We start from the raw sequence: 23,134 nt of genomic DNA on the forward strand, positions 1-23,134 counted from the left end.
CCTATTGGCCCGCCGTGACCGCAGGCATACTCAGCGGCAACGTGACCGGTAATTGGCCCGTGGCTTGGCGCTGTCCCACCAACACTTCGGCCAGAGCCTGATAAATTGGGCTGACTAAGCTACCATCTTGCTGTTGCCAGTTATGGTAGGCATAAGTCGCGATGGTGCGCTGCACCAAGGGTGCATACAGGCTGATTTCGTAAGGTGAGCGCAAACTGACAAAGGTCTGATCTTTCTTTAACGCGGCACCATATTCCAATAACTGGTAAAAGTAACGCTGCTGCTTTTGATACGCCTCAGCCAAATTGGTATTCGCAGCAAGATCGTCCATACCGCCCATTTCAGCTAAAGATTGCATCGGTGAAATAAAGGCAGCAATGACCTGATCAGCTGCGGCAATCTGTTGCTTGGCCTGATCTAAATTAAGCTGCACTAAACTGATCACCGTGATATCAGCGCGATTCGCGCCAAGTTGCTGCAAATGTTGCTGCAACACTCGGCCCTTACTGGTATCAGGCATTAACAAGACCGTTTTTTTACCCGCAAAGGTTAACGGTAATGCCGTTGCCCCTTTAACCACGGTGACGGCAGCTCGGGCTAAGGCCAACTCAGCGGCGCGATGCTCTGGGTTAGCTAAGGTTTTTGTCGCCTGCGCGAGACTGGGCTGACTTAACGCTTTTAGGCTCTGTTTAGCCTTAACAATACGTTGATAAGACGCCTGTAATTCTTGCTTATCTAAATGCCCTTGCGCCACTGCCGCGCTTAATTCATCTAATAAAGCGGCCAGTTGGGGTAACTCCGCTGGGCTTTGTAATTTCACTGGCATCAAGGCAATATCAGCCCCCGCAGCAAAGGTTTCAATCACGGCTTGGGGTACGGTAAAGAAATGACTAATACCAGCCATATCCAAGGCGTCAGTAACAATCAGCCCTTTATAACCCAGCTGTTGACGCAATACGCCATGCAAAATATTCCGCGACAACGTCGCTGGCTTTAACATGGTTTCGCCATTTTTGCTCACGAACACGCTGTCGTCTAAAGCCGGAAACTGAATATGCGCAGTCATGATCATCGCCGGATCATATTGCTGAATAATCTTCGCAAAGGGGTATAAATCGGTATTGGCAATTTGCTCCGCGCTATGATCAACACGGGGTAACCCCAAGTGGCTGTCAACATGCGTATCGCCATGTCCTGGAAAGTGCTTTAGCGAAACTAACAAGCCCGCTTGCTGCATCGCGCCTGTCATCGCCCCACCCAGCTCTGCCACTTGTTTGGCATCTTCACCAAAAGAACGAACGTTAATCACCGGGTTTAAGGGGTTTACATTCACATCAACCGTGGGCGCAAAGTTAACGTTAATGCCTAAACTTAACAGCTCATGCGCCAGAACCGTACCTACTTGACTAGCAAAGGCGGCGCCATGCACGGGATAAGTGGCACCGATGGCCATATTGCCGCTAAACGAGGTTGATTGTTGGCGGGGTAAACGCGCCACGCGACCGCCTTCTTGGTCGATACCGATAAAAAGCGGTAAATGATGTCCTTGCGCTTGAGCAGCCGCCTGCAACTGCTCGGTTAATTGAATAATCTGCTGTGGTTGTTGCACGTTTTCTGCAAACAAAATAACGCCGCCAATCTGATAGCGTTGAATTAACTCGGCTAAAGCCGCAGGTAATTGCGTCATCGGCGTTCGGCATTGCCCCGCCGCTACGGGCGTGTCACAGTAATAACGTAGATCCAACATCAATTTTTGTCCCAACATGTGGGGCACATCTATTGCCGGCTTGCGCGCAGCAGCATTTATATCCATAGCAGTCCAAAACAGTGAAGTTGACAGCATTGCTAGCAATACTTTGCGGTAGCAACCAAGGCGAGCAGTAGCCAATTGGAAATCCTTAGCCTAATTCATTAGGGTTAAACATAAATTATTCATAAAAAATACGCAAACAAGAATATTTTAGTCTATTCACATTCTATAACTTATGCTTTACTGCAGCTAGCAATTGCCAGCAACCCCATCACAGCAATGTGCTGCGGGGTGGGTTTGGCGCATTAATTTCGACAGGCAAAGCGTAATGCAGCTCACCTTATTAGATTGGCTGGTCTTTTGCAGCTACTTTTTTATCCTTGGTTTATTGGCATGGTGGGTCAACCAACAAAAATCGAAGAACAGCAGTGATTACTTCTTAGCGGCTAATTCAATGCCCGCATGGTTAGTGGCAATTTCTGTACTTGCCACGTCGCAATCAGCGGCCACTTTTTTAGGTGGCCCCGATATGGGCTTTCGTGGCAATTTAACCTATTTAGCCAGCTCTTTTGGCGCCATTTTGGCGGCCTGGTTTGTGATTAAATGGCTGATCCCTCGCTATTACCAGCTAAAAGTCACCACCGTGTATGAGTTATTAGAACAGCGCTTTAGCGCCAGCGCGAAAAATCATGCTGGGCAAATGTATTTATTTGGTCGGGTGTTTGCCAGTGGCGCGCGCTTATATATGGCGGCTTTAGCGGTATCAATGCTGCTGTTTAATCATATCAACGCCAGCGGTATTGTGGCCGCAGTCGCGTTATTGGCCGTGATCGGTTTACTTTGTACCATGATGGGCGGTATCCGCTCGGTCATTTATACCGATGCATTACAGTGCTTTGTCTATGTTAGTGCCGCCTTGCTGGTTTTGTTTTATTTATACAGCAGCCTCGATCTTCCCTGGCAACAAGTTGTTGAGGCTTTACGTTATCCGCCAGAGCAAGCCCGTTCGAAATTGTTGTTATTCGATTTCCATCTGGATTTTAGCTCGGCAGGCGTCTTTAATGTTTGGTCAGCGCTTACCGGCTTTGTCTTATTAAATATTGCGGCCTTTGGTTTAGATCAAGATATGACGCAGCGCGTATTGACTTGTAAAACACCGGCGAAAGGCGCGCAAGCGCTGCTCTCTTCAGTGTTATTAGTGATCCCAGTAATGTTGGTGTTTATTGTCATTGGATTTTTATTGTACTTGTTTTATCAACGGCCAGATTTAGCGGCAGGCACACAGGTATTACAAGACAGCTTTCAAGGCGAGAAAATCACCGTCTTTATGTACTATGTGCTAAATGAATTGCCATCTGGCTTACGGGGTTTGGTGGTGGTCGGCGTGATTGCCGCGGCGCTTTCAACCATTACCTCAGGGCTAAACTCCATGGCCTCGGTACTGGTTGCAGATCTCTATCAACCTTGGCGCTTACGCCGCCAACCGGCTACCGAAGCTAAACATTTTGTCCGTGCCGGACAATGCGCCATGCTGCTAACGGCTATCGCGTTATCCTTAATGGCCATCTTATGTTTTTACTGGCAACAGTATTCCGATATGCCGTTACTGGCCTTTGCGCTTAGCGTAATGGTGTTTTCTTACAGCGGTTTACTCGGCGTATTTTTTACCGCGTTATTTACTCGGCGCGGTAATCGATATAGTGTGACGGCCGCCTTGTGTGTCGGCTTTGTTACTTGCTTAGTATTGCAACCCTATGTATTAAAGCAGCTTAGTCCAAACTTAGCGGCTTTAGATTTAGGCTTCACCTGGCAGTTATGTATCGCCACGCTTTTGGCCTTTTTAACCTGTTATAGCGGCAGCGCACAGCAAACCACGTCTGCGCATGCCAAGGAGGCTTAATGCGTTACTTGTTAACCTTAGATGGCGGTGGCACCAAAACGGATGGCCTATTGCTGTGTCAACAAAGCGGCCAACGTTGGACGGCTCGCGCTGGTGCTGCCCAGCTGACCAACGATTTTGCAGCAGCTATTCATCATGTGCGTGAGCTTAGCCTGCAGCTTTGCCAACAAGCCAATGCCCGCCCTGCTGACGTCAGTGCTATTTTCGGCTTAGCGGGCGCGGGAAATCCGCAGTTAGCCGAAGCATTTAACCAAGCCCAGCAAATCCCTTTCGCTCACTGGCAGCTGACAACGGATGCGCGTACCTCTTTATATGGTGCGAACTTAGGCCAACCCGTGGTGGTGGTGGCGATTGGTACCGGTTCCGTGGGTATGCGCTTGCAACAGGATGGCACTGAACACCAGGTAGGTGGCTGGGGTTTTGGTATTGGCGATGAAGGCGGTGGCGCTTGGCTTGGTCAACAATTAGTACGACAACTGTTATGGCAATTAGATTGGCAACGGCCACTTAGCCCATTACTGACTGCGGTTAGTCAGCAATGTGGCGCGAATACCGAGCAGTTGCTGCCTTGGTTAAAACAAGCCAATGCAAGCGACTTTGCCAAACTGGCGCCCTTGATCTATCACTATCAGGATGCACTCAGCCAGCAATTAAAACAACAGCAAGGTGCTGCCATTTCTACCTTGGCTAAGTGCGCGCTCAACCAGCAAAATTTGCCCTTGGTGTTATTAGGTGGCTTAGCCACGCATTGCCAGCCTTGGCTTTGCGATAACTTACAAGCACAATTACAACCTGCCCGCGGTGATGCATTAGCGGGGGGTTTAGTTCTAGCGGCCAAATTGGCCGCTTCTTCTTAAGACAGGCAAGACCATGCACACAGAACAATTATTAACCCAACTGGCCAACATGAGCACCGAAGCACGTAATAGCGACAGTGCTAATATCGATCAACTCAATAGCTTGCAACTGGTGTCGTTAATCAACCAAGCCGACCAAGGGGTTGCGCAGCATATTACTCCGGCTTTACCGCAAATCGCTGCAGCGGTTGATCAGATTGTTAAAGCCTTTACGCACGGGGGTCGCTTAATCTACTTGGGCGCAGGAACCAGTGGTCGCTTAGGGATCTTAGATGCGGTGGAATGCCCTCCCACGTATAGCGTGCCAGATCAGCAAGTGATCGGTTTAATTGCCGGGGGTGATAAAGCGATATATAAAGCCGTTGAAGGCGCCGAAGATAACCCAGAGCTAGGTGCTGCCGACTTACAACGCATTCAGTTTAGCGCTAAAGACGTGTTAGTCGGCATTGCTGCCAGTGGTCGTACCCCTTATGTGCTGGGAGGGCTGGCCTATGCGCGCTCGCTAGGCGCCAGCACCGTCGCCATTAGTTGTAATGCCCAAGCCCCACTGCTACAAGCTGCCGATATTGCCATCTGCGCTGAAGTTGGGCCAGAAGTGGTCACCGGCTCAACCCGCATGAAAGCCGGCACCGCACAAAAAATGATTTTAAATATGCTCAGTACCGCCGCCATGGTGCGTACCGGCAAAGTTTATCAGAATTTAATGGTCGACCTACATGCCAGCAACCAAAAATTAGTCGCTCGCGCCATTCGTATAGTGATGCAAGCCACCGATTGCACTGCGCCAGTGGCGGAAAAAGCCTTACAAGACAGCCAAATGAACGCCAAGCTGGCTATTTTACATTTACTCAGTGGCCAACCGATTGCCCGTTGCCATGAGCAATTAACAGCACAACAGGGCTTCGTGCGCCAAGCATTGGAGGCGATGCAATGAAATCCGTCTGGCACCTTGCGCTCACGCTTCTCGTTTGGTTTAGCCCGCTAGCTTTGGCCAATAGTGCCGCGCCCGTGCTGCTGACCGGCGCTGAGCAACCGGCTAAATACTTGCCGCTACTAAAAGGTAAACGTGTTGGCTTGTTAGTTAATCAAACCTCGGTAGTGGGTGAACAACATCTGGTTGACTTTTTACTGGCGCAAAACATTCAGGTGGTCGCGATCTTCGCGCCAGAGCATGGTTTTCGAGGGAATCATGACGCTGGTGCCGCTATCGCTAATGGCACAGATAGCCGCACGGGTTTACCGGTTTGGTCAATGTATGGCGCCAGCAAAAAACCCAGCCCCGAGCAAATGCAAGCACTGGATATTATCCTGTTTGATATTCAGGATGTTGGCGTACGTTATTACACCTACATCAGCTCGATGCACTACATGTTAGCGGCAGCAGCCGAATTTTCAAAACCGATGCTGGTGCTGGATCGGCCTAATCCGAATGGCGCCTATGTGGATGGGCCTGTGCTCGACTTAGCTTTTCAGTCATTTGTGGGGATGCACCCCATTCCATTATTACACGGTATGACCGTGGGTGAGTTAGCCCTAATGATTAAAGGCGAGGGTTGGATAGCTCAAGCTGATAAATTAACACTGACCGTGATCCCAGTGGCGAACTATCAACGCCAGCAAGCTTATACCTTACCGATCCCACCAAGCCCCAACCTGCCGAATCAACAAGCGATTAAACTCTATCCATCGCTCGGCTTTTTTGAGGCGACACCGCTCAGTGTTGGCCGTGGCACAGATTTTCCGTTTCAAGTGATTGGTTATGATAAGTTTGCCACTGACGGCTTTGCTTTTACCCCGGTTAGCACACCGGGTGCCGCATTAAAACCGCCCTTAATGGACCAATTGCTACATGGTGAAGATTTACGCCACGTGCCGGCTGGCGGCTTAACGCTGAGTTATTTGATGCGCTGGAATCAGTTATTTGATAGTCATGCGAAAACGCTATTTAGCGCGCCCGATTTTATGGATAAATTAGCCGGCACCGATCAATTGCGTTTGCAAATCGCTGCCGGTTTAAGTGAGGCGCAGATCCGCGCCAGTTGGCAACCACAGCTACAGCTGTTTTTAAAACAGCGTCAAGCCTATTTGCTTTATCCGTAAAGCCCGTTAAGTGCCTAACGGGTTGTGAATAACGCCGCTGGGCACGCTAATTAATTGGCCATTTAATACGGCTTGCACAACCTTGCCTTGCGTATTAACTAATAAGAACGTGGCACCTTGCCAAAGTTGTGGCGAGCCTTGTGTCGGGCGTAACGGATTCAGCAGCACGGGCAAACGGCTGCTTGCTTGCAACAAAGCCTTATCACCCGAAAAATGGGTATAACCTTGCTGCAGTAAAGCGAGATGTGCCTCAGTGTCTAAAGACAAGGCCGTGTTAAGCGGGTAAGCCTGCCCAGCTTTAAAAGCTAAACCTTGCACCGAAAATTGATGAAAAGCGCTGAACAAGGATAAGTCACCTAGCTCATCAATACGCGCGCGCCGATCGCCAGTAAGCGCCAAATTAATGGCCAGATCCACCGTAGCCGTCGTGTCGCCGATGCTCACGGTTAACCCTTGTAGCAAGACATCTTTCATGCCGCCGCTACGGTTAAATGGGATGGCGTTATACAACGCCACATCAGCCTGCTGATAACTATCACTAGCAATCGCAGCTAACCAAGCCACATAGAGTTGGAAATTCAACCGCCGCGCCATTTGCCGATTGTCATCACCACGATAAGCGCCCGACTCCACTAACACCGTGCTAATGCCCATCGCCGCAAACGTATCGCCAAAAGATCGGGCCGACCAATCATCGGCATAACGACCGATATGCTGCGGGATCTGCTGCTCAAGCCAAGGTTGGACATGCGCAATTAACTGCATCGCAGCTCGGCGGCTAGCATTAATCTCACGTTCGGCATTATAAGCAGGCGCTAACAATGAAATCGTTGCGGGGTTAGGATAAGGACCTGCCGCATGAAAACGGTTTTGATCATGCAAGTTAAAAGCAAAATGCGGTTTAATCTGCTTGGCTGCCGCCATTAACAACTGCCCTTCTGGGCTTTGTAACGCCAGGGCATCACGATTAATATCGATACCTTGGGCATTGACTCGGCTGTGCTTAGCGGCACCATCCGGATTGAGCATGGGTATAATATACAGCGTTATTTCGGCAAATAACTGCTCGCGCCACGCCGCCTGCTCTGGTGCCTGTAGATAATTTAATAAATCGAACAGAGCCGCGGTGGCGGTAGATTCATCACCGTGCATTTGCGACCAAGCCAATATTCGCTTGTCACCTTGGCCTAATTGAAGTTGATAAATGGGCTGCTGCTTCACCGAACGTCCCAGTTCGGTTACCGTTAGCCATGGCTGCACTTGGTAGTGCTCGATTAACGGCGCAATATCGCTAAATTGCAGTTGCGGTTTATTTAAATGCGCTTGTTGATACGGGTGATAATCAGGAATTGTCATTGCTTTGGCCATTATTACGCTGCTGACTGCCAGTATCAGGAAAACCAATTTATTCATGATTAGCCCATTTAAACTGCAATACTTATACAGATCCTAATACAAACGCATGAAAAGACAATAGGATATTTTAATTAGTTTCTGGGTAAAGCCACAGGGTTCGCGCTTGCAGAAGGCGCAGTTAGCCTGTATAAAATCATAAATTATCCAAACTGCGATGAACCCAGCGCCTGAGCGTTATGGCCGAAATCATCCAGCAGATCCCGCATAAAACGGAGAACATCTTGGCAAATTGGCTCACCCTGTTACCGGCAATCGTAGCGATTGCGGTTGTGCTCTGGCGTAAAGAAGTGATTTTAGCGCTGTTATTATCTCTCTGTACCGCCGAACTGCTGATTTTCATGCAGCAAGGACAAGGCTTTGGTGCGGGTTTACTGCTTGATGGCAGTATTCAAACCTTAGAGCGTATTGTCGCGGTTACCGCTGATGATGGTAATGCTCGGATCTTAATGTTTTCCTTGTTAGTCGGTGGTTTATTAGCTTATTTACGCCTCTCTGGCGGTGTTACCGCAACGGTAGATTTTTTAGTACGAAAAGGCATTGCCCGCACTGGCCGCCAAGCCGGTTTACTGACCTTTGGTATCAGCTTTTTTACCTTTATTGAATCGAACCTCAGCTCGCTAACCAAGGGAATTAGCACCCGCGGTTTATTTGATAAATTTCAAATGAGCCGTGCTCGGCTTGCCTATATTATCGACAGTACCAGCTCGCCTATTTGTATTATCATTTTACTGAATGGCTGGGGGGCTTATGTGCTCGGCTTATTAAGTACTTACGAGTTACCGGTGCCGGCCATTTCAGTGCTGTTAGGCAGTATTCCGCTGAATTTTTATGCCTTATTTACGCTAGCCGTGGTGCTGTATACCATTATCAGTGGCAAAGTATATGGCCCTTTAAAACGCGTAGAACAGCGCGCCAGCGAGCAATTACCGCAAACAGAAATTGAAACGCCGGCCAGCCATCCAGCCTTTATGCTGTTACCGTTAATAACCTTAGTCGGTTCAATGATTGGCTTTATGTTTTTAACCGGTAACGGCGAGTTAGTGCAGGGCTCGGGTTCGCGCTCGGTGCTATATGCCACCGTGTTAGCCTGTTTAGTAGCGTATGCCATGATGATTATCAGCCGCCGCTTCCAGCATCAGCAGTTAGTGGATATGGGTTTTAAAGGTATGTCTGAATTACTGCCAGTAGTGACTATTGTGCTGCTGTCGATGGCGCTAGGCAGTAGCTTAAAAGTATTAGGCACCGGCACCGTGATTGCCGGTATGGTCGATCAAAATATCCCCCATTTTTTAATCCCAGCCTTGCTGTTTTTAGCCGGTTCTTTAATGTCAGTCACCACCGGTACTAGCTGGGGTACTTTCGCCATTTTAATCCCCATCGGCATTCCCATGGTGACCTTATTAAATTTACCCCCCCAATTGGTATTAGCGGCCATTCTGAGCGGCGGTATTTTTGGCGATCACTGCTCGCCTATCTCTGATAGTACTGCGGTAAGTTCCGTCGCCGCGGGCTGTGATTTGCTCGAGCACGTTAAAACGCAATTGCCCTATGCGCTGTTTTGCGGTGCACTGGCCTTAAGCGCTTTTGCTATTAGCGGTTGGCTGATGATTTAACCGAACGGCTATCAATTAAGATCGCCGCTCGTTTATAACCGCACCCGCACGGCTAATGGCGGTATTTCGCAAGCAAGATCTGTTCACGCTGTCTGTCAAATTGGTTATGCGCCACTTCTACTTGGTGCGCAAACTTATCATAAGCTCGTTCAACTTTACGTTGATACGCTTGCCTTGCTTTGCTCTTTTGTTTGGGTTTGGCTTTGTGATGACTGTGCTGATAAGCATCAGATAATTGCGCTAATTCGCGGTCAAGCTGACGCTCTAACGACACCAGATGACGCTGATGTTCATGGGCTAACTGCTGTAATGCTTGACGCTGCTTGGCAACAATACGCGGTGTTGCATGCTTAACCTTGTAATATCGGCTATAGCCTTGTTGCACCGGATCGATGCGGGCCACTCTAACTAATTCATCGGCAGCCCGCCTTAAGGTATACACCAACACATCATGACCTACTCGCTCAATGGCAACGGGCGACGCTTGATGCGCGAGCACTGGCAGTTGTACCAGCGTTAACAATGAAACAGCAAACAGGGTTTTGGTGATTGTTGTGGCCATAATAGCCTCCACTTTCTGCTAAACACCCGTTAATCTTGCACTGTACAACTGAACCACTGCTGAAAGCTTTTTCAGCATTTTGATTAAAAAAGTCAACTTACCCTGCCCTATGCCGATTTATACTACCTTGGAATAACGTTGCTGACTTTGCGTTAAATAGGCATCGAAGCAGGCACAAATACTGCGAACCCATAGCCGACCTAAGGCAGTCACTGTTAACTCACTGTCATTGGCGACAAGTAATCCATCGGTGATAAACGGCTGCAACTGCGGCACCGCATCGGCAAAATATCCCCAAAAATCGATTAACTGCCATTGCTGGCAAAAAGCAGTGATATCCAGTTTAAAATGACAAATGAGTTGGCTAATCAATGCAGCGCGCAGCCGATCATCCTCACTTAAACTCAAGCCACGCTCAACTGGGCGCTGTTGTTGCTGTAAGGCAGCATAATAATCGGCTAATACCTTACTGTTTTGCCACAATACACCGTTGATTTGGCTAATACTTGACACCCCCAGCCCCAACAACGCATCTTGCCCGGCTGTGGTATAGCCTTGAAAATTACGCTGCAAACGGCCTTGCTGCTGCGCTATCGCCAGTGGATCACTGGCTTTAGCAAAGTGATCCATGCCAATAAATTGATAACCGGCTCCTACTAACGCCGTGATCGCCAATTGCAATAACTGCAGCTTTGCAGGCGCAGCCGGTAAACTGTCGAGGGGAATTTTACGCTGCGCGGCAAAGCGCTCCGGTAAATGCGCATAGCTGAATAATGAAATGCGATCGGGTGATAAACGGATAATCTCGGCTAAGGTTTCAGCAAAACTGTCGGGCTGTTGATATGGCAGGCCATAAATTAGATCCAGATTGACCGAGCTAAAACCCAGTGCTCGACTTAATTGCACTTGCTGGCGGATCAACTCGGTTTCTTGCACTCGGTTAATGGCAATTTGCACTTTCTCGTCTAAATCTTGCACACCAAAACTGACACGATTAAACCCCAGTTGGCGTAAATGTCGCAGCTTTTGCTCGCTACAACTGCGCGGATCGATCTCAATACTGATCTCTGCCTCAGTTGTCAGCTGAAAATGCTGATGAATTAACTGCATTAATTGCGTTAATTGCGCTTCCGTTAAAAAGGTGGGGGTGCCGCCACCCAAGTGCAATTGCGTGATACGCTTATCGGCTACACTAGCTTGATACAGCGCCATTTCTTGCGCCAATGCCGTTAAATACTGATCAGCTTTGTGCTGATGCCGCGTGACAATTTTATTGCAGCCACAGTAATAGCAAAGCTGATGACAAAACGGAATATGTATATATAAGCTCAGCTCAGACGGAGCGTCTTGCAGCACGGGGGTAATCATGGCCGAGTCAAAAGCAGGATCTAACGCTAACGCGGTTGGATAAGAGGTGTAACGCGGTCCGTTAATGTTGTATTTGGCAATTAACGCCGCATCCCATGATATCGCTTGCATCTGCTACCCCTTATTAAGCTAAGACGGCAGTATACTGAGCTTTCACTGACTCAGCCTTGATCTAACGCAAACGGAAATACTTGCCGTTTAGCGTGTTAACTCAGCGAGGTGCTGATGCAAAATACGGCGGATCTCTAAAATGGCAGCCGAGGTTTCTTGTACGCTATGTCCCGAACGGATCACCATCTCTGATTGAGCTTCCGGTAAATGCGCACTTAAATAGGGTACTACGCCATCCGAGTGTTGGGCCACGGGTAAGCTGGGTTGTTCTACCCCAATAATCGAGTGATACCGCACCGCAGCATTAATCGGAATGCGTGCCGCCGCCATGATAAAACTATCGCTATCGCTGAGGTTTTCAATGCTGGTGATCCGCAGTGGCACCCGCGCTTGGCTTTTGCTGCTGGGATCATTTAACAGCTCAGCGGCTTCGGCCACACGTTCTAACACCGTCACGGGCAAGGTAATGAGCCCGGCTAACCAGCGAGCTAAACGATAGTCTGCCACCGCCGTACCCAAATGTGGTGTAGCAATAAAAATCGCCCGATTCGCCCCCGGTAAAGCTGAAAAAGTAAAATCTTCACGAAAGCTTTGAAAGAAACGCTGCTGACGTTTTAAATCTAATTTATGCTCTTCGCTCACGGCATACAATAATTGTTCACCCGAGTCAGACACCAATAAACGCGTCAATAGCCCACCCATACTATGACCAATGATCACGATATCTTCTGAAGCCGGAGCCAAACCTTCAGGATCAAACTGTCGTAAGGTTTGCGTAATACGCTGGCGTATAGCTTGTAAATTCAGAACCAAAGGTAGGTTCGTAGGGTAATACAATTGCCACAACTGATAGTTGGCACGCAGCTTTTCATCACCCAAAACCTCATTCGCCGTATTAACCCAGGCTTCAGGGCTACTAGCAATACCATGTAACATAATGATAATTTTACGATTAGGATCATAAGGCTGCAGCATAAATAAATGTGGCTGCGCTAATGAATCGCTTGCACCCATTAAATTCCAAAATGCTTGCCGAGAAAAATCAGAGCGCGCTAACCATAAACCATAACCCGCGGTAAAGTTGGCCGCCAGCGGGATCTTCGCGCCAGCAATCGTCACTTGCTGCTGTTGCAGCGGATCCAGCACATGTAAGGTTACCTGATCGGTACCTAATACTTCAGCTAAAGTGTTACCGCCAAAACTCAATACAGCTGTTACTACCGGCGAGGGTAATTCGCTATAGCCTTGCTGCAAATTTAATTGCGTGGGCGCCGCACTGACGGCCACTAATTCAGCACCGAGACCATCGCGGCGATATTGATTGCGCAAGCCTTGAAATGACAAGGTGTTGGTGGGCACAAGCTGCGCAGGAAGTGCTTGCTCGCGAAAGCGCCGATGTTGCAACTGGCTACGTAACTGCCAACGCTCGGTTTGTAAGGTAACAGCACTGTCTTGCAACCAGCGCCGTTGTTGCTGTGAGAATAATAAGGTTGCGGCTTGTTGAGTGGCAAAGTTGTAGTAATCGCGCACTTGCGTTTGTCGGTCTTCAAACAAACGATTAATTGGCGTCACACCAGAATAAAATAAATAAGCGTAAGCATAGCGAGCGCTCATCAGGTAGGCATCGACCTCAGCCAGCACATCTTTATTGCGTGGACGGCTATACCATAAGGCTTGATGTAACCACAGTTCCGCCATCGCCGATAGGCGTTGTTCACTGGTTAAACCCAAACCGGTACTCAATATCTCGGCACATTCAGCCGCTTCGCGCTGACAGGTTGCCTGATCTAGCCCAAGTATTTGCAGCACGACACCTGTATATTGGCTAATGGTGCCCGTAGTTAACACATCACCTCGCCGCTGTTTAACATACTCGCGACTATCCACATTCGACACCGACACGGTGGCGCAACCGCTAAGCCCGATCAGCAAAAATATCCCTACCAAAGACCCTTTGCGACAAAGGCCTATCAAGCAATTTAGTGACATTTTTACCGTAGCTAACAAGCTAAATACTCTCTATGGAACACCTTATTTAGGGGCCATATCATAGCATGTGCTGTTTGCAACGAATATCACCTTGCCGAATCTTTAACCGCCATAACAAAATGCCAAGATGTTTTACCAAAAAGCACTTTGAAAAAGAGAGTAAAACCTTTAATCAAAATATCTTCTTCGTTTTATCTTCTCAGCCACAAATTATCGCCTCAGTTACGCTCTATTAGCATCAATTAAAAACGATGAGCTAAATGCAAGGTAATGGTTTTCATCAAGCTATTCAGCATTTATACTCCGCGGGTTTGCCCATCTGTTGGGCAGTCTACTCAGGAGAATGACACCTTATGCCAACTCTACAGCTGACACCTGCTTTATCTACCAAACTGAGCCTCGTTGCTTTGGCGATGGCCGGTTTGTTTAGTACTTCAGCACTAGCACAACAAACCGCTGACAATAGCGAAAGCAAAATTGAAATAATTGAAGTTACTGCGACTAAACGTACACAAGCCATTTATGAAGTCCCGGTGGCCATCAGCGCGTTCAGCGGCGACGCCTTAGCCGAGCAAGGTATTACTGATTTAACCGATGTCGGTAAATTTGTTCCCAATTTAAATGTCACGGGTTTTTCTGCCGGTCACACTTCGTCGGCTAACCCTTTTATTCGGGGTATCGGTTTGCAAGATCACCTGATCACCACCGATCCGGGTGTCAGTGTTTACGTGGATGGCGTGTATCTTGGCCGCCAAGTTGGTCAAAACTGGAACCTGAATAATATTGCGCGCATTGAGGTGTTACGTGGCCCACAAGGCACCTTGTATGGTCGTAATTCCATTGGCGGTGCCATTAATATTATTACGAAACAACCAGATGAAGTCGCTCTGAATAAGGCTACGGTCAGCGTCGGAACACGCGGTCGCTTAAAAGGCGATGTGTTTGTTAATCATGAATTGACCGATACCCTCGCCTTTAACTTAAATGCCGGCTATAACGAGCGTGATGGCTTAGGTAAATTTATTAACGTGCCTAATGCCAAATATGATGTGGGTGAAACCCAAGAAGCTTATGGGCGTTTAGCTATTAAATTTTCGCCACAAGACGATTTAAGCTTTACCCTTACCGCTGATGCTAACGACGGTAATGGCGGCTTGCGCCCTTACACCACGTTAATAGATGAAGTGCCCACGGGTGCTTATTACACTGGTGAGCGTTTTGGCCAACCCACCCCAGCAGGCCCACTACGCAACAGCGATGTGGCGGCTAATATTTATGATAATGCCACAGGTACTAAAGAAGTCACTGAAGTCAGTAATTCTGCCAGCGGTTTATCACTGACCATGGATCTCGGCCTGACCGATACCTTAGCCACTAAAGCCATCATTAGTCATCGCACCTCTGACTACAAAGCCGGCTTAGATGATGACGCCACCATTTTTAGCTTAGATCACTATCCTGAAGTGGGTAATGCGGATCAAACATCTGCTGAATTGCAATTAAATGGTTACCTTGGTGAAGTCGATTTTGTTTCTGGGATTTATTATTTCACCGAAGAAGGCAGCAATCGGCAAGGTGCCGATTCACGTTTTAACGGTGGCGCCAACCTGTTAGAGCTGGATCAGCGCTCAGTCAGCCGCGCTATCTTTGTGAATGTCGGCTATATGCTTACAGACGATCTGCGTATTGCCGGTGGCTTGCGTTTTAACCGTGACAAAAAAGACGTGATTGCCGATGTCGGCATTGGTGCTTTTACTGCGAGCGACAGCTGGAGCCAGCTAAGCTATGACTTATCCGCAAACTACACCATGCAAAATGGCTTGAATGTCTACGGTAGCATCCAAAGCGGTTATCAATCAGGTCAGTTCCCGGCGCGTCCTTACTGCTTGTTTGGCGATCCAAATTGCTTAGTGGCTTCTGAAAACATCACGGCAGTAAACTACGAAGTGGGCTTAAAAGGGCAAATCAATAATAACTTTGCCATGAGCATTGCGGTATTTAACACCGAATATGATGATTTACCTTATCAGGTGAGCACTACCGCAGAAGGCGGGTTTAGCACCACAAACTTAGTGGTAAGCCAAACCTCACGTGGTATTGAATGGGAAGGCACCTGGTTTGTCACTGACGCCTTTAAACTGCATGGCGCAGTAGGCTATATCGATGTTGATGTAGATCAGATCGGTGCTGTGAAACCCGTTGCACCGTTGACACCTGACGTTACAGCCGCGCTGGGCGCAACGTATAAATTTGCGTTGGAAGGCGGTGCCGAATTGACCGCACGGCTAGATTACTCTTTCCGCGATGAGATGTATGGCGAACCAAGCAGTGACAGTGGCCGCTTTACCCAAATCGATAGCCGTGAGTTAATCAATATGGATCTGCGCTATGCATCGGCTCAGGGTGACTGGTCAGTGTCATTGTATGCGCAAAACCTGCTTGATCAGCGCTATGATAATGCTCGGTTGAATACCGGTGACTATGTTCTGCGTATTTTAAGCAATGATGCGCGGGAACTGGGTGTGCGTTATACCGTGCAGTTTTAATTAAGCACCTGTTACACCGAACATCCCGGCTGTGGCCTACCGCAGCTGGGATTTTAGGTATCTCAGTAAGCGACATTGCTACTGCTTATCATGTTAAGAAAACGCCTAAACAACTGCGCTCAAACACAGCTCACCACGTAACATGGCCAATGAAACGATTCACTCGGCTAACCACACCTTTTCTGACGCTTCACCGCTAACGAGGTAGACCATGTTCAATTTTTTATTCGACAATATCGTAGCCGCCGTCATCGTTATGCTTGTTATTATTGCTTTTGCCTTGTGGTACTTTTACCAACGCGACTTTTCTGCGTTAGCTCAAGCGCAAAAACATGCACATCGACCGCTCAGTGAACAAGCCTTACTTACCGCCACAGAAGAAGCCGATTTATGTGGCTTGGGCCGAGAGTTTCGCGCTTATATCCAAGGTATTAACTCACGCTTAGGCGCCAACCAGCTAAAAGTAGGGCATTTGTTGTGGATCTTTGATCAACTCGAACAAAATATTCGTTATGACGCTAGCTTAACGATACCTGAGTTTACCCAAGCGCAGCGTTAATGGTCGCCAACAGGTTAAACCGCGCTCGCGCCTGCAATGCTCAACTTGGCTATGGTATACTGCAGCCTTATTGCTATCACGATATCTCGCCATTATGTCTTATGCCGATCCCAGCTTAGAAGCTTTATTACAACGGTTATTAACTCAATATCAGCCGCGCTATACCGAAGGTAAAGTGGCCAACTATATCCCCGCATTGGCACAGGTCGCCCCCGCACAAGCAGGGGTTGCCATCGCCACCTTGGATGGCAAAATCAGTGGTGCCGGTGCGTTTGAGCAACAGTTTTCCTTACAAAGTGTCTCGAAAATTTTTGCGCTGGTGATGGCGATGAATAGACTCGACGATGAGCTGTGGCAACGCGTCAATATGGAGCCGTCCGGGCAGCCATTTAACTCAATTGTGCAGCTAGAATGGGAAAAAGGCATTCCACGTAACCCCGTGATTAATGCCGGGGCCATTTTAGTCTCGGATGTGTTGGTAAGTCATTATTCTGCCAGTAAAAGTGCTTTTCTTAGTTTTATTCGCCGTTTAGCACAAACCGATCAGATTTATGCCGATCAACAAGTGTATCAATCCGAATTAGAGCACGGTAATCGCAATGCGGCCCTCGCCTATTTGATGAAAAGCTTTGGCAATATTGAAGCAGAAGTGCCCTTAGTTTTGGCGCAGTATTTTCATCAATGTGCAACCGCCATTAGTTGCGCCGAATTGTCGCGCGCCCTGCTGTTTTTGGCAAACCGTGGCGTGCAGCCTGGCACCCAAGCGCAAATTTGCAGCCGACGTGACGCGCACCGCGTTAACGCCATTTTGTCGACCAGTGGCATGTATGATCAATCTGGCGAATTTGCGTTTAAAGTGGGTTTACCGGCAAAAAGTGGCGTTGGTGGTGCTATTGTTGCCATTGTGCCGCAATTTGGGGTAATCACGGCTTGGAGTCCACCGCTCAACCGATTTGGTAACTCGGTCGTGGCCATGCAACTGATCACCGCCATTGCTGAAGAATTGGGCTTATCGTTGTTCTAATTACAACGTTGTTTTCATTAGTAACAGAACCAGCCCATGAGTTATGGATATAACGAAGACAAGTTACGCTGCCCCTCGCCATTACTTGTTATCTTTCTGAGCCTGAAGCGAACTCACTTTCAACATTCAACCGCTGTTTATTGCCTTTAGTCGCACATACAGCGTAACGAGCCTTGTTGCGCTTGATAACATACAGCCTTGTATGTATATTGCAACCATTATTCTGCTACTGTTATCTATCGCAGCTTTTCAGTTATGCCTCACAGGAGTTTTTATGCGTTTTAAGACCAAACTATTGAGTGCTGCCGCATTCAGCATGTTATTAGTAGCCTGTAGCCAACCTGAACCCAGTGCCACTCAAGGTACTGCCCCTTCGCCAGAAGTAGAAGTTGTGACGTTAAGCCATTCCGCTATGCCGCTGATCTCTGAATTACCAGGGCGCACCACGGATTATCGTCAGGCGGAGATCCGCCCTCAAGTTAACGGTATTTTAAAGCAACGCTTATTTACGGAAGGTCAATTAGTCACTGCCGGACAAGTGCTCTATAAAATTGATGCGGCGCCTTATCAAGCCGCTTTGGCTCATGCCAAAGCGAATTTAAGCAGCAGTAAAGCCATGCAACACAACGCACAGCTAAAAGCCGATCGCTTAAAAGGGTTAATCGGTAAAAAAGCCATTAGCCAACAAGACTATGACGATGTTCAAGCGGCTTTAATGCAAGCAAATGCCGCAGTTGCCAGTAGTGAAGCCGCCTTACAAACCGCGCAAATTAACTTAGATTATACCGAGATCACGGCACCTATCGCGGGTCAAATTGGTCGCTCGAATGTAACCGAAGGGGCTTTGTTAACGGCGAATCAGTCACAGGTGATGGCGACGGTAAGGCAACTTAACCCTATCTACGTTGATCTTACGCAATCAAGCAGCGAATTAATGCAACTTAAAAGGCAACATCAGCAAATGGGTAGTGCCGAAGTAACGGTTGAACTGTTGCTAGATGATGGCAGTACCTATCCGCAACAGGGCAGTCTGCAATTCTCTGAAGTAAATGTCGATCCCAGTACGGGCATGGTGACCTTGCGTGCCGTGTTTGCCAATGAGCAGGGTAATTTATTACCTGGCATGTTTGTTCGAGCCCGCCTGCAGCATGGTATCGACCAAAATGCCCTGATGGTGCCGCAAAAAGCGGTGATCCGAACGCCCAAAGGTCAAGCATCGGTGATGTTAGTCACCCAGGATAACATTGTTGAAGCACGGGTCATTGAGACCGGGCGTGCTGTGGGTCAAGATTGGCAAGTGCTTTCCGGCCTCAAGGCAGGAGATAGCGTGATTGTCGCGGGCTTACAAAAAATTCGGCCTGGCGCAACGGTACGTACAGTAACGGCAACCCAAACCTCACCTAATTCTGCTGCTGTGCAGTAACCCTGGAGTCGCACATGGCAAATTTCTTTATCAATCGACCGATCTTCGCTTGGGTTATCGCCATCGTTATCATGTTGGCAGGCTTGTTATCCATCAAACAACTGCCGGTAGAGCAATATCCTCGGATCGCGCCACCGGCGATCAGTATCAGCACCTCTTATCGCGGTGCTTCTGCACAAACCGCTGAAGATGCGGTGACACAAGTTATCGAGCAAACCATGAATGGCCTCGATAACCTGATGTACCTGTCGGCCAACTCAGACTCTTCCGGCAATATCAGCTTAACGCTAACGTTTGAAACCGGTACTGATCCCGATATTGCACAAGTACAGGTGCAAAATAAGTTGCAACAAGCCTTACCCTTGCTGCCACAAGAAGTGCAGCAAGCCGGTGTGCGTGTGGCAAAATCGAATGGCGCTTTCTTAATGGTCGTTGGCTTTATCTCTGAAGATGGCAGCTTAACTCGCGATGATATTGCTGACTTTGTAGTGGCTAATGTGCGCGACCCTTTAAGCCGCACCAACGGGGTAGGTAACGTACAAGTGTTTGGTAGCCAATATGCGATGCGTGTTTGGTTAGATGCCGATAAGTTAAACCAATTTCAACTGACCCCCGCCGATATTACTGCGGCCATTCAAGTACAAAATAATCAGGTGACAGCGGGACAACTGGGTGGTTCGCCCGCCCTGCCCGGTCAACAATTTAATGCGGCTATTTTAGCTCAAACACGCTTAACCTCAGCCGAAGAGTTTAGCCAAATATTACTGCGCACCAACAGCGATGGCTCAACCGTGAAATTGGCAGATGTGGCGCGGGTTGAGCTTGGCGGTGAAGATTACTCCGTAATCGCCCGCTACAATGGCAAAGTGGCCACGGGTTTAGCTATTGAATTAGCAACCGGTGCGAATGCCCTTGATACGGCTGCCGCGGTACGTGCCAAACTGGATGAACTGCGCCCTTATTTCCCGGCGGGGTTAAGTACTGTGGTGCCTTATGACACCACGCCTTTCGTCGAAATATCGATTAGCTCAGTTGTACAAACGCTGATAGAAGCCATTATCCTTGTGTTTTTGGTGATGTACCTGTTTTTACAGAATTTCCGCGCCACACTGATCCCGACCTTAGCCGTACCCGTGGTGCTACTGGGTACTTTTGGCGTGATGGCTGCTTTTGGTTTTTCAATCAACACCTTAACCATGTTTGGTATGGTGCTGGCTATCGGCTTATTAGTCGATGACGCCATCGTAGTCGTCGAAAACGTGGAACGGGTCATGAGCGAGGAAGGGTTAGGCCCTATTGAAGCCACTCGTAAATCTATGGGACAGATCACCGGCGCCTTAGTGGGTATCGGCTTAGTATTATCTGCGGTCTTTGTGCCCATGGCATTTTTTGGTGGCGCAACCGGCGCTATCTATCAGCAATTTTCCATTACCATCGTCACGGCCATGGCCCTGTCGGTGTTGGTTGCGATCATTTTCACTCCCGCCCTTTGTGCCACTATGCTTAAACCCATCCACGGTAATCATCAGGCGAAAAAAGGCTTTTTTGGTTGGTTTAACCGGGGTTTTGAGCGAACCAATCGCAATTATCAACGCGGTGTGGCGGGCATGCTAGCGCGGCCAAAACGCTCAATGCTGGTTTATGGTGCCATCGTGATGGTGATGGCACTGATGTTCGTGCGCTTACCCACGTCATTTTTACCCGAGGAAGATCAGGGGGTATTCCTTACGTTAATTCAATTACCCACCGGCGCCAGCCAAGAACGCACCGAAGCTGTAATGGACAAAATTGCCGGCCATTATGCTCAAGAGCAAGCGGTGCAGTCAGTGTTTACCGTATCGGGCTTTAGTTTTGCAGGTCGCGGCCAGAATATGGGCTTAGCCTTTGTGCGTTTAAAAGATTGGAGCCTACGTGATGCCTCCGACAGCGTACAAGCCGTGATTGGCCGTGCCATGGGTTATTTTATGACGGTAAAAGAGGCGCAAATTTTTGCTTTTAACTTACCGCCTATTGCCGAGTTAGGCCGCGCAACCGGCTTTACCTTATTCTTACAGGATAGAGGCGGTGTGGGTCATGAAGCACTGTTAGCCGCCAGAAACCAACTACTGGGTATGGCAGCGCAAGAACCCGGCTTAGTTGGTGTTCGGCCAAATGGCATGGAAGATGGGCCGCAGTTAAAAATTAATGTTGACCAGTTAAAAGCACAAGCACTTGGTGTCTCTCTTAGCAATATTAACCAAACCCTTTCGATTGGTTGGGGCTCGACCTATGTTAACGACTTTTTAGATCGTGGCCGCGTGAAGAAAGTGTTTGTGCAGGCCGAACCTGAATTTCGTATGACACCTGAAGATATCAAGCGTTGGTTTGTGCGCAACGACAACGGAGAGATGGTCAGTTTCGCCTCGTTCGCCAGCAGCGAATGGGTATATGGCCCGCAACGTTTAGAGCGTTACAACGGCGTATCCGCACTGGAGATCCAAGGCGAACCGGCACCGGGTTCAAGCTCGGGTGATGCCATGAATACCATGGAACGGCTTATTGGCCAGCTGCCTAACGGTATTGGTTTTGAATGGACCGCGACCTCTTATCAAGAAAAACTCTCTGGCTCACAAGCACCCGCTTTATATGCGCTGTCGATTTTAGTGGTGTTCTTATGTTTAGCGGCCTTGTATGAAAGCTGGAGCGTACCTTTTGCGGTGATCTTAGTTGTACCGCTCGGTATTGTTGGTGCGTTAACGGCAGCGTATATGCGCGGTTTAGGCAACGACGTGTATTTTCAGGTAGGGCTATTAACCACCATGGGGCTAGCCTCGAAAAACGCCATCTTAATTGTTGAATTTGCACGCGAGTTACAGCAGCAAGGTAAAGAGCTGGTCGAAGCCGTTTTAGAAGCGGTGCGGTTGCGTTTACGCCCCATTATTATGACATCAATGGCCTTTTCACTTGGCGTATTGCCACTGGTGATCAGTAGCGGCGCAGGCTCTGCCAGTCGAAATGCGATTGGTACTGGTGTACTAGGCGGCATGATCTCCGCCACGGTACTGGCCGTGTTTTTAGTGCCGGTATTTTACTTGGTGATTATGCGCTTGTTTGCCAAGCAATCCCGTGCGAACGCTGAGCAAAGCGAAACCTAACTTAGTAGGCAGGTAAAACTGCCACCGATTCGTACCTTTGCCGGCTTTTAGTCCCACACTAAATAGCCGGCTTTTTTATGCTTAATGTTGCCGGGGGATTAACGCTGCTTTAAACCTTGCAGCATGGCATCAATCAATACAGCGGCATGCTGATCTAAATCGCATTGCTGCGGTTTTAATAAATAACTACTAATAATACCGCCAACATACATATGAAAAGCCGATGCCGCCAGACGAGGTGATACACCCGTTCGTAACATCCCCGCTTGCTCGGCACGTGCAAAGGCTCGCTGCATCACCGCAATGGTTTGCGCATCTAATTCATCTTGTTTATTTACAGCCGGGTTTAATTCATCGAGATATTCACAACGATGAAATACAATTGTCAGCACACGATGCAACTGCTCGCTATTGGCAATCATTTGTAGGGCGTTAACCATGAGGTCTCGCACCTGTAAGAAAGGATCGACATGCGGATTACTATCCACTTCCGCCAACAAATGCTGGAACGGCAAGCGCACCCGCTCTAACATGGCGTTAAACACATCGGCTTTGTTATCAAAGTGCCAGTATATAGCACCGCGGGTAACATTAGCGGCTTGGGCAATTTTCTCGAGTGTGGTTCGAGATACACCAAACTGAAAAAACAGCTGTTCAGCCGCATCTAAGATCGCTGCGCGAGTGGTTTCTGCTTCGGCTTTCGTACGTCTTGCCATAGAATTTATCAGGCCTGTTTCGCTGCATTACATGGCCGTAATATTAACATAACTCATGTATGCAGA

At 48.5% G+C, this 23,134-nt stretch carries 16 protein-coding genes; 10 read left to right on the forward strand and 6 right to left on the reverse strand.

The window, feature by feature from the left end; translation table 11 throughout:
• Position 1: 1 nt before the first annotated feature.
• Positions 2-1,813: a glycoside hydrolase family 3 protein gene (locus ORJ01_RS10085; RefSeq protein WP_306177905.1), complete on the reverse strand. Its 1,812-nt coding sequence runs from the start codon at positions 1,811-1,813 to the stop codon at positions 2-4.
• A gap of 265 nt (positions 1,814-2,078) precedes the next feature.
• On the opposite strand from ORJ01_RS10085, the gene ORJ01_RS10090 reads away from it, so the two are divergent.
• From ORJ01_RS10090 to ORJ01_RS10105, 4 genes are read left to right on the forward strand one after another with little or no spacing between them, the layout of a single operon-like run.
• Positions 2,079-3,650 carry a sodium:solute symporter gene (locus tag ORJ01_RS10090; protein WP_306177906.1) on the forward strand — a complete coding sequence of 524 codons (1,572 nt, stop codon included), beginning with the start codon at positions 2,079-2,081 and terminating at the stop codon, positions 3,648-3,650.
• Positions 3,650-4,507 carry a BadF/BadG/BcrA/BcrD ATPase family protein gene (locus ORJ01_RS10095; protein WP_306177907.1) on the forward strand — a complete coding sequence of 286 codons (858 nt, stop codon included), beginning with the start codon at positions 3,650-3,652 and terminating at the stop codon, positions 4,505-4,507. Before ORJ01_RS10090 ends, ORJ01_RS10095 begins: the two co-directional genes overlap by 1 nt.
• A gap of 13 nt (positions 4,508-4,520) precedes the next feature.
• Positions 4,521-5,441, forward strand: a complete 921-nt coding sequence (gene murQ / locus ORJ01_RS10100; RefSeq protein ID WP_306177908.1) for an N-acetylmuramic acid 6-phosphate etherase — start codon at positions 4,521-4,523, stop codon at positions 5,439-5,441.
• Positions 5,438-6,607, forward strand: a complete 1,170-nt coding sequence (locus tag ORJ01_RS10105) for an exo-beta-N-acetylmuramidase NamZ domain-containing protein (RefSeq protein WP_226751947.1) — start codon at positions 5,438-5,440, stop codon at positions 6,605-6,607. Before murQ ends, ORJ01_RS10105 begins: the two co-directional genes overlap by 4 nt.
• Before the next feature lie 6 nt (positions 6,608-6,613).
• Here ORJ01_RS10105 and ORJ01_RS10110 read toward each other — a convergent pair whose 3' ends face one another.
• Positions 6,614-8,020 carry a M14 family zinc carboxypeptidase gene (locus tag ORJ01_RS10110; protein WP_306177909.1) on the reverse strand — a complete coding sequence of 469 codons (1,407 nt, stop codon included), beginning with the start codon at positions 8,018-8,020 and terminating at the stop codon, positions 6,614-6,616.
• A gap of 179 nt (positions 8,021-8,199) precedes the next feature.
• On the opposite strand from ORJ01_RS10110, the gene ORJ01_RS10115 reads away from it, so the two are divergent.
• On the forward strand, positions 8,200-9,636 hold the full coding sequence (locus tag ORJ01_RS10115) for a Na+/H+ antiporter NhaC family protein (protein WP_306177910.1): 1,437 nt from the start codon (positions 8,200-8,202) through the stop codon (positions 9,634-9,636).
• A 52-nt stretch (positions 9,637-9,688) separates the two neighbouring features.
• Here ORJ01_RS10115 and ORJ01_RS10120 read toward each other — a convergent pair whose 3' ends face one another.
• From ORJ01_RS10120 to ORJ01_RS10130, 3 genes are all read right to left on the reverse strand, one after another.
• The gene (locus ORJ01_RS10120; protein WP_306177911.1) at positions 9,689-10,198 is read right to left on the reverse strand and encodes a hypothetical protein; all 510 of its coding nucleotides are present in this window, start codon (positions 10,196-10,198) and stop codon (positions 9,689-9,691) included.
• A gap of 117 nt (positions 10,199-10,315) precedes the next feature.
• Positions 10,316-11,677, reverse strand: coding sequence for an oxygen-independent coproporphyrinogen III oxidase (gene hemN, locus ORJ01_RS10125; protein WP_306177912.1), 1,362 nt, complete (start codon positions 11,675-11,677; stop codon positions 10,316-10,318).
• 87 nt (positions 11,678-11,764) lie between these two features.
• Positions 11,765-13,609, reverse strand: coding sequence for a triacylglycerol lipase (locus ORJ01_RS10130; RefSeq protein WP_306177914.1), 1,845 nt, complete (start codon positions 13,607-13,609; stop codon positions 11,765-11,767).
• 410 nt (positions 13,610-14,019) lie between these two features.
• On the opposite strand from ORJ01_RS10130, the gene ORJ01_RS10135 reads away from it, so the two are divergent.
• The 5 genes from ORJ01_RS10135 to ORJ01_RS10155 all read left to right on the forward strand — a co-directional run bounded on the left by ORJ01_RS10135 (position 14,020) and on the right by ORJ01_RS10155 (position 22,352).
• Positions 14,020-16,212 carry a TonB-dependent receptor gene (locus ORJ01_RS10135; protein WP_306177915.1) on the forward strand — a complete coding sequence of 731 codons (2,193 nt, stop codon included), beginning with the start codon at positions 14,020-14,022 and terminating at the stop codon, positions 16,210-16,212.
• A gap of 211 nt (positions 16,213-16,423) precedes the next feature.
• Positions 16,424-16,771 (forward strand): hypothetical protein, encoded by a 348-nt coding sequence (locus ORJ01_RS10140; RefSeq protein ID WP_306177916.1) that lies wholly within the window; start codon positions 16,424-16,426, stop codon positions 16,769-16,771.
• A 70-nt stretch (positions 16,772-16,841) separates the two neighbouring features.
• Positions 16,842-17,795, forward strand: a complete 954-nt coding sequence (gene glsB, locus ORJ01_RS10145; RefSeq protein ID WP_306177917.1) for a glutaminase B — start codon at positions 16,842-16,844, stop codon at positions 17,793-17,795.
• A gap of 274 nt (positions 17,796-18,069) precedes the next feature.
• Complete coding sequence (locus ORJ01_RS10150) at positions 18,070-19,218, forward strand: efflux RND transporter periplasmic adaptor subunit (protein ID WP_306177918.1); 1,149 nt, start codon at positions 18,070-18,072, stop codon at positions 19,216-19,218.
• Between the two features lie 14 nt (positions 19,219-19,232).
• Positions 19,233-22,352 (forward strand): efflux RND transporter permease subunit, encoded by a 3,120-nt coding sequence (locus tag ORJ01_RS10155; RefSeq protein ID WP_306177919.1) that lies wholly within the window; start codon positions 19,233-19,235, stop codon positions 22,350-22,352.
• Positions 22,353-22,450: 98 nt separating this feature from the next.
• Here the strand turns inward: ORJ01_RS10155 and ORJ01_RS10160 are convergent, their stop codons facing one another.
• Positions 22,451-23,068 carry a TetR family transcriptional regulator gene (locus ORJ01_RS10160; RefSeq protein WP_226751937.1) on the reverse strand — a complete coding sequence of 206 codons (618 nt, stop codon included), beginning with the start codon at positions 23,066-23,068 and terminating at the stop codon, positions 22,451-22,453.
• Positions 23,069-23,134: the final 66 nt, after the last annotated feature.

Source organism: Alishewanella sp. SMS8, assembly GCF_030737935.1.
Lineage (GTDB): Bacteria > Pseudomonadota > Gammaproteobacteria > Enterobacterales > Alteromonadaceae > Alishewanella > Alishewanella maricola.

What these genes read in the sequence shown, in the direction of transcription:
- ORJ01_RS10135 (WP_306177915.1), top strand. Translation starts at nt 14,020, where the DNA reads ATGCCAACTCTACAGCTGACACCTGCTTTATCTACCAAACTGAGCCTC.
- ORJ01_RS10095 (WP_306177907.1), top strand. Translation starts at nt 3,650, where the DNA reads ATGCGTTACTTGTTAACCTTAGATGGCGGTGGCACCAAAACGGATGGC.
- ORJ01_RS10105 (WP_226751947.1), top strand. Translation starts at nt 5,438, where the DNA reads ATGAAATCCGTCTGGCACCTTGCGCTCACGCTTCTCGTTTGGTTTAGC.
- ORJ01_RS10085 (WP_306177905.1), bottom strand. Translation starts at nt 1,813, where the DNA reads ATGGATATAAATGCTGCTGCGCGCAAGCCGGCAATAGATGTGCCCCAC.
- ORJ01_RS10150 (WP_306177918.1), top strand. Translation starts at nt 18,070, where the DNA reads ATGCGTTTTAAGACCAAACTATTGAGTGCTGCCGCATTCAGCATGTTA.
- ORJ01_RS10110 (WP_306177909.1), bottom strand. Translation starts at nt 8,020, where the DNA reads ATGAATAAATTGGTTTTCCTGATACTGGCAGTCAGCAGCGTAATAATG.
- murQ (WP_306177908.1), top strand. Translation starts at nt 4,521, where the DNA reads ATGCACACAGAACAATTATTAACCCAACTGGCCAACATGAGCACCGAA.
- hemN (WP_306177912.1), bottom strand. Translation starts at nt 11,677, where the DNA reads ATGCAAGCGATATCATGGGATGCGGCGTTAATTGCCAAATACAACATT.
- ORJ01_RS10115 (WP_306177910.1), top strand. Translation starts at nt 8,200, where the DNA reads ATGGCCGAAATCATCCAGCAGATCCCGCATAAAACGGAGAACATCTTG.
- ORJ01_RS10140 (WP_306177916.1), top strand. Translation starts at nt 16,424, where the DNA reads ATGTTCAATTTTTTATTCGACAATATCGTAGCCGCCGTCATCGTTATG.
- ORJ01_RS10090 (WP_306177906.1), top strand. Translation starts at nt 2,079, where the DNA reads ATGCAGCTCACCTTATTAGATTGGCTGGTCTTTTGCAGCTACTTTTTT.
- ORJ01_RS10120 (WP_306177911.1), bottom strand. Translation starts at nt 10,198, where the DNA reads ATGGCCACAACAATCACCAAAACCCTGTTTGCTGTTTCATTGTTAACG.
- ORJ01_RS10155 (WP_306177919.1), top strand. Translation starts at nt 19,233, where the DNA reads ATGGCAAATTTCTTTATCAATCGACCGATCTTCGCTTGGGTTATCGCC.
- ORJ01_RS10160 (WP_226751937.1), bottom strand. Translation starts at nt 23,068, where the DNA reads ATGGCAAGACGTACGAAAGCCGAAGCAGAAACCACTCGCGCAGCGATC.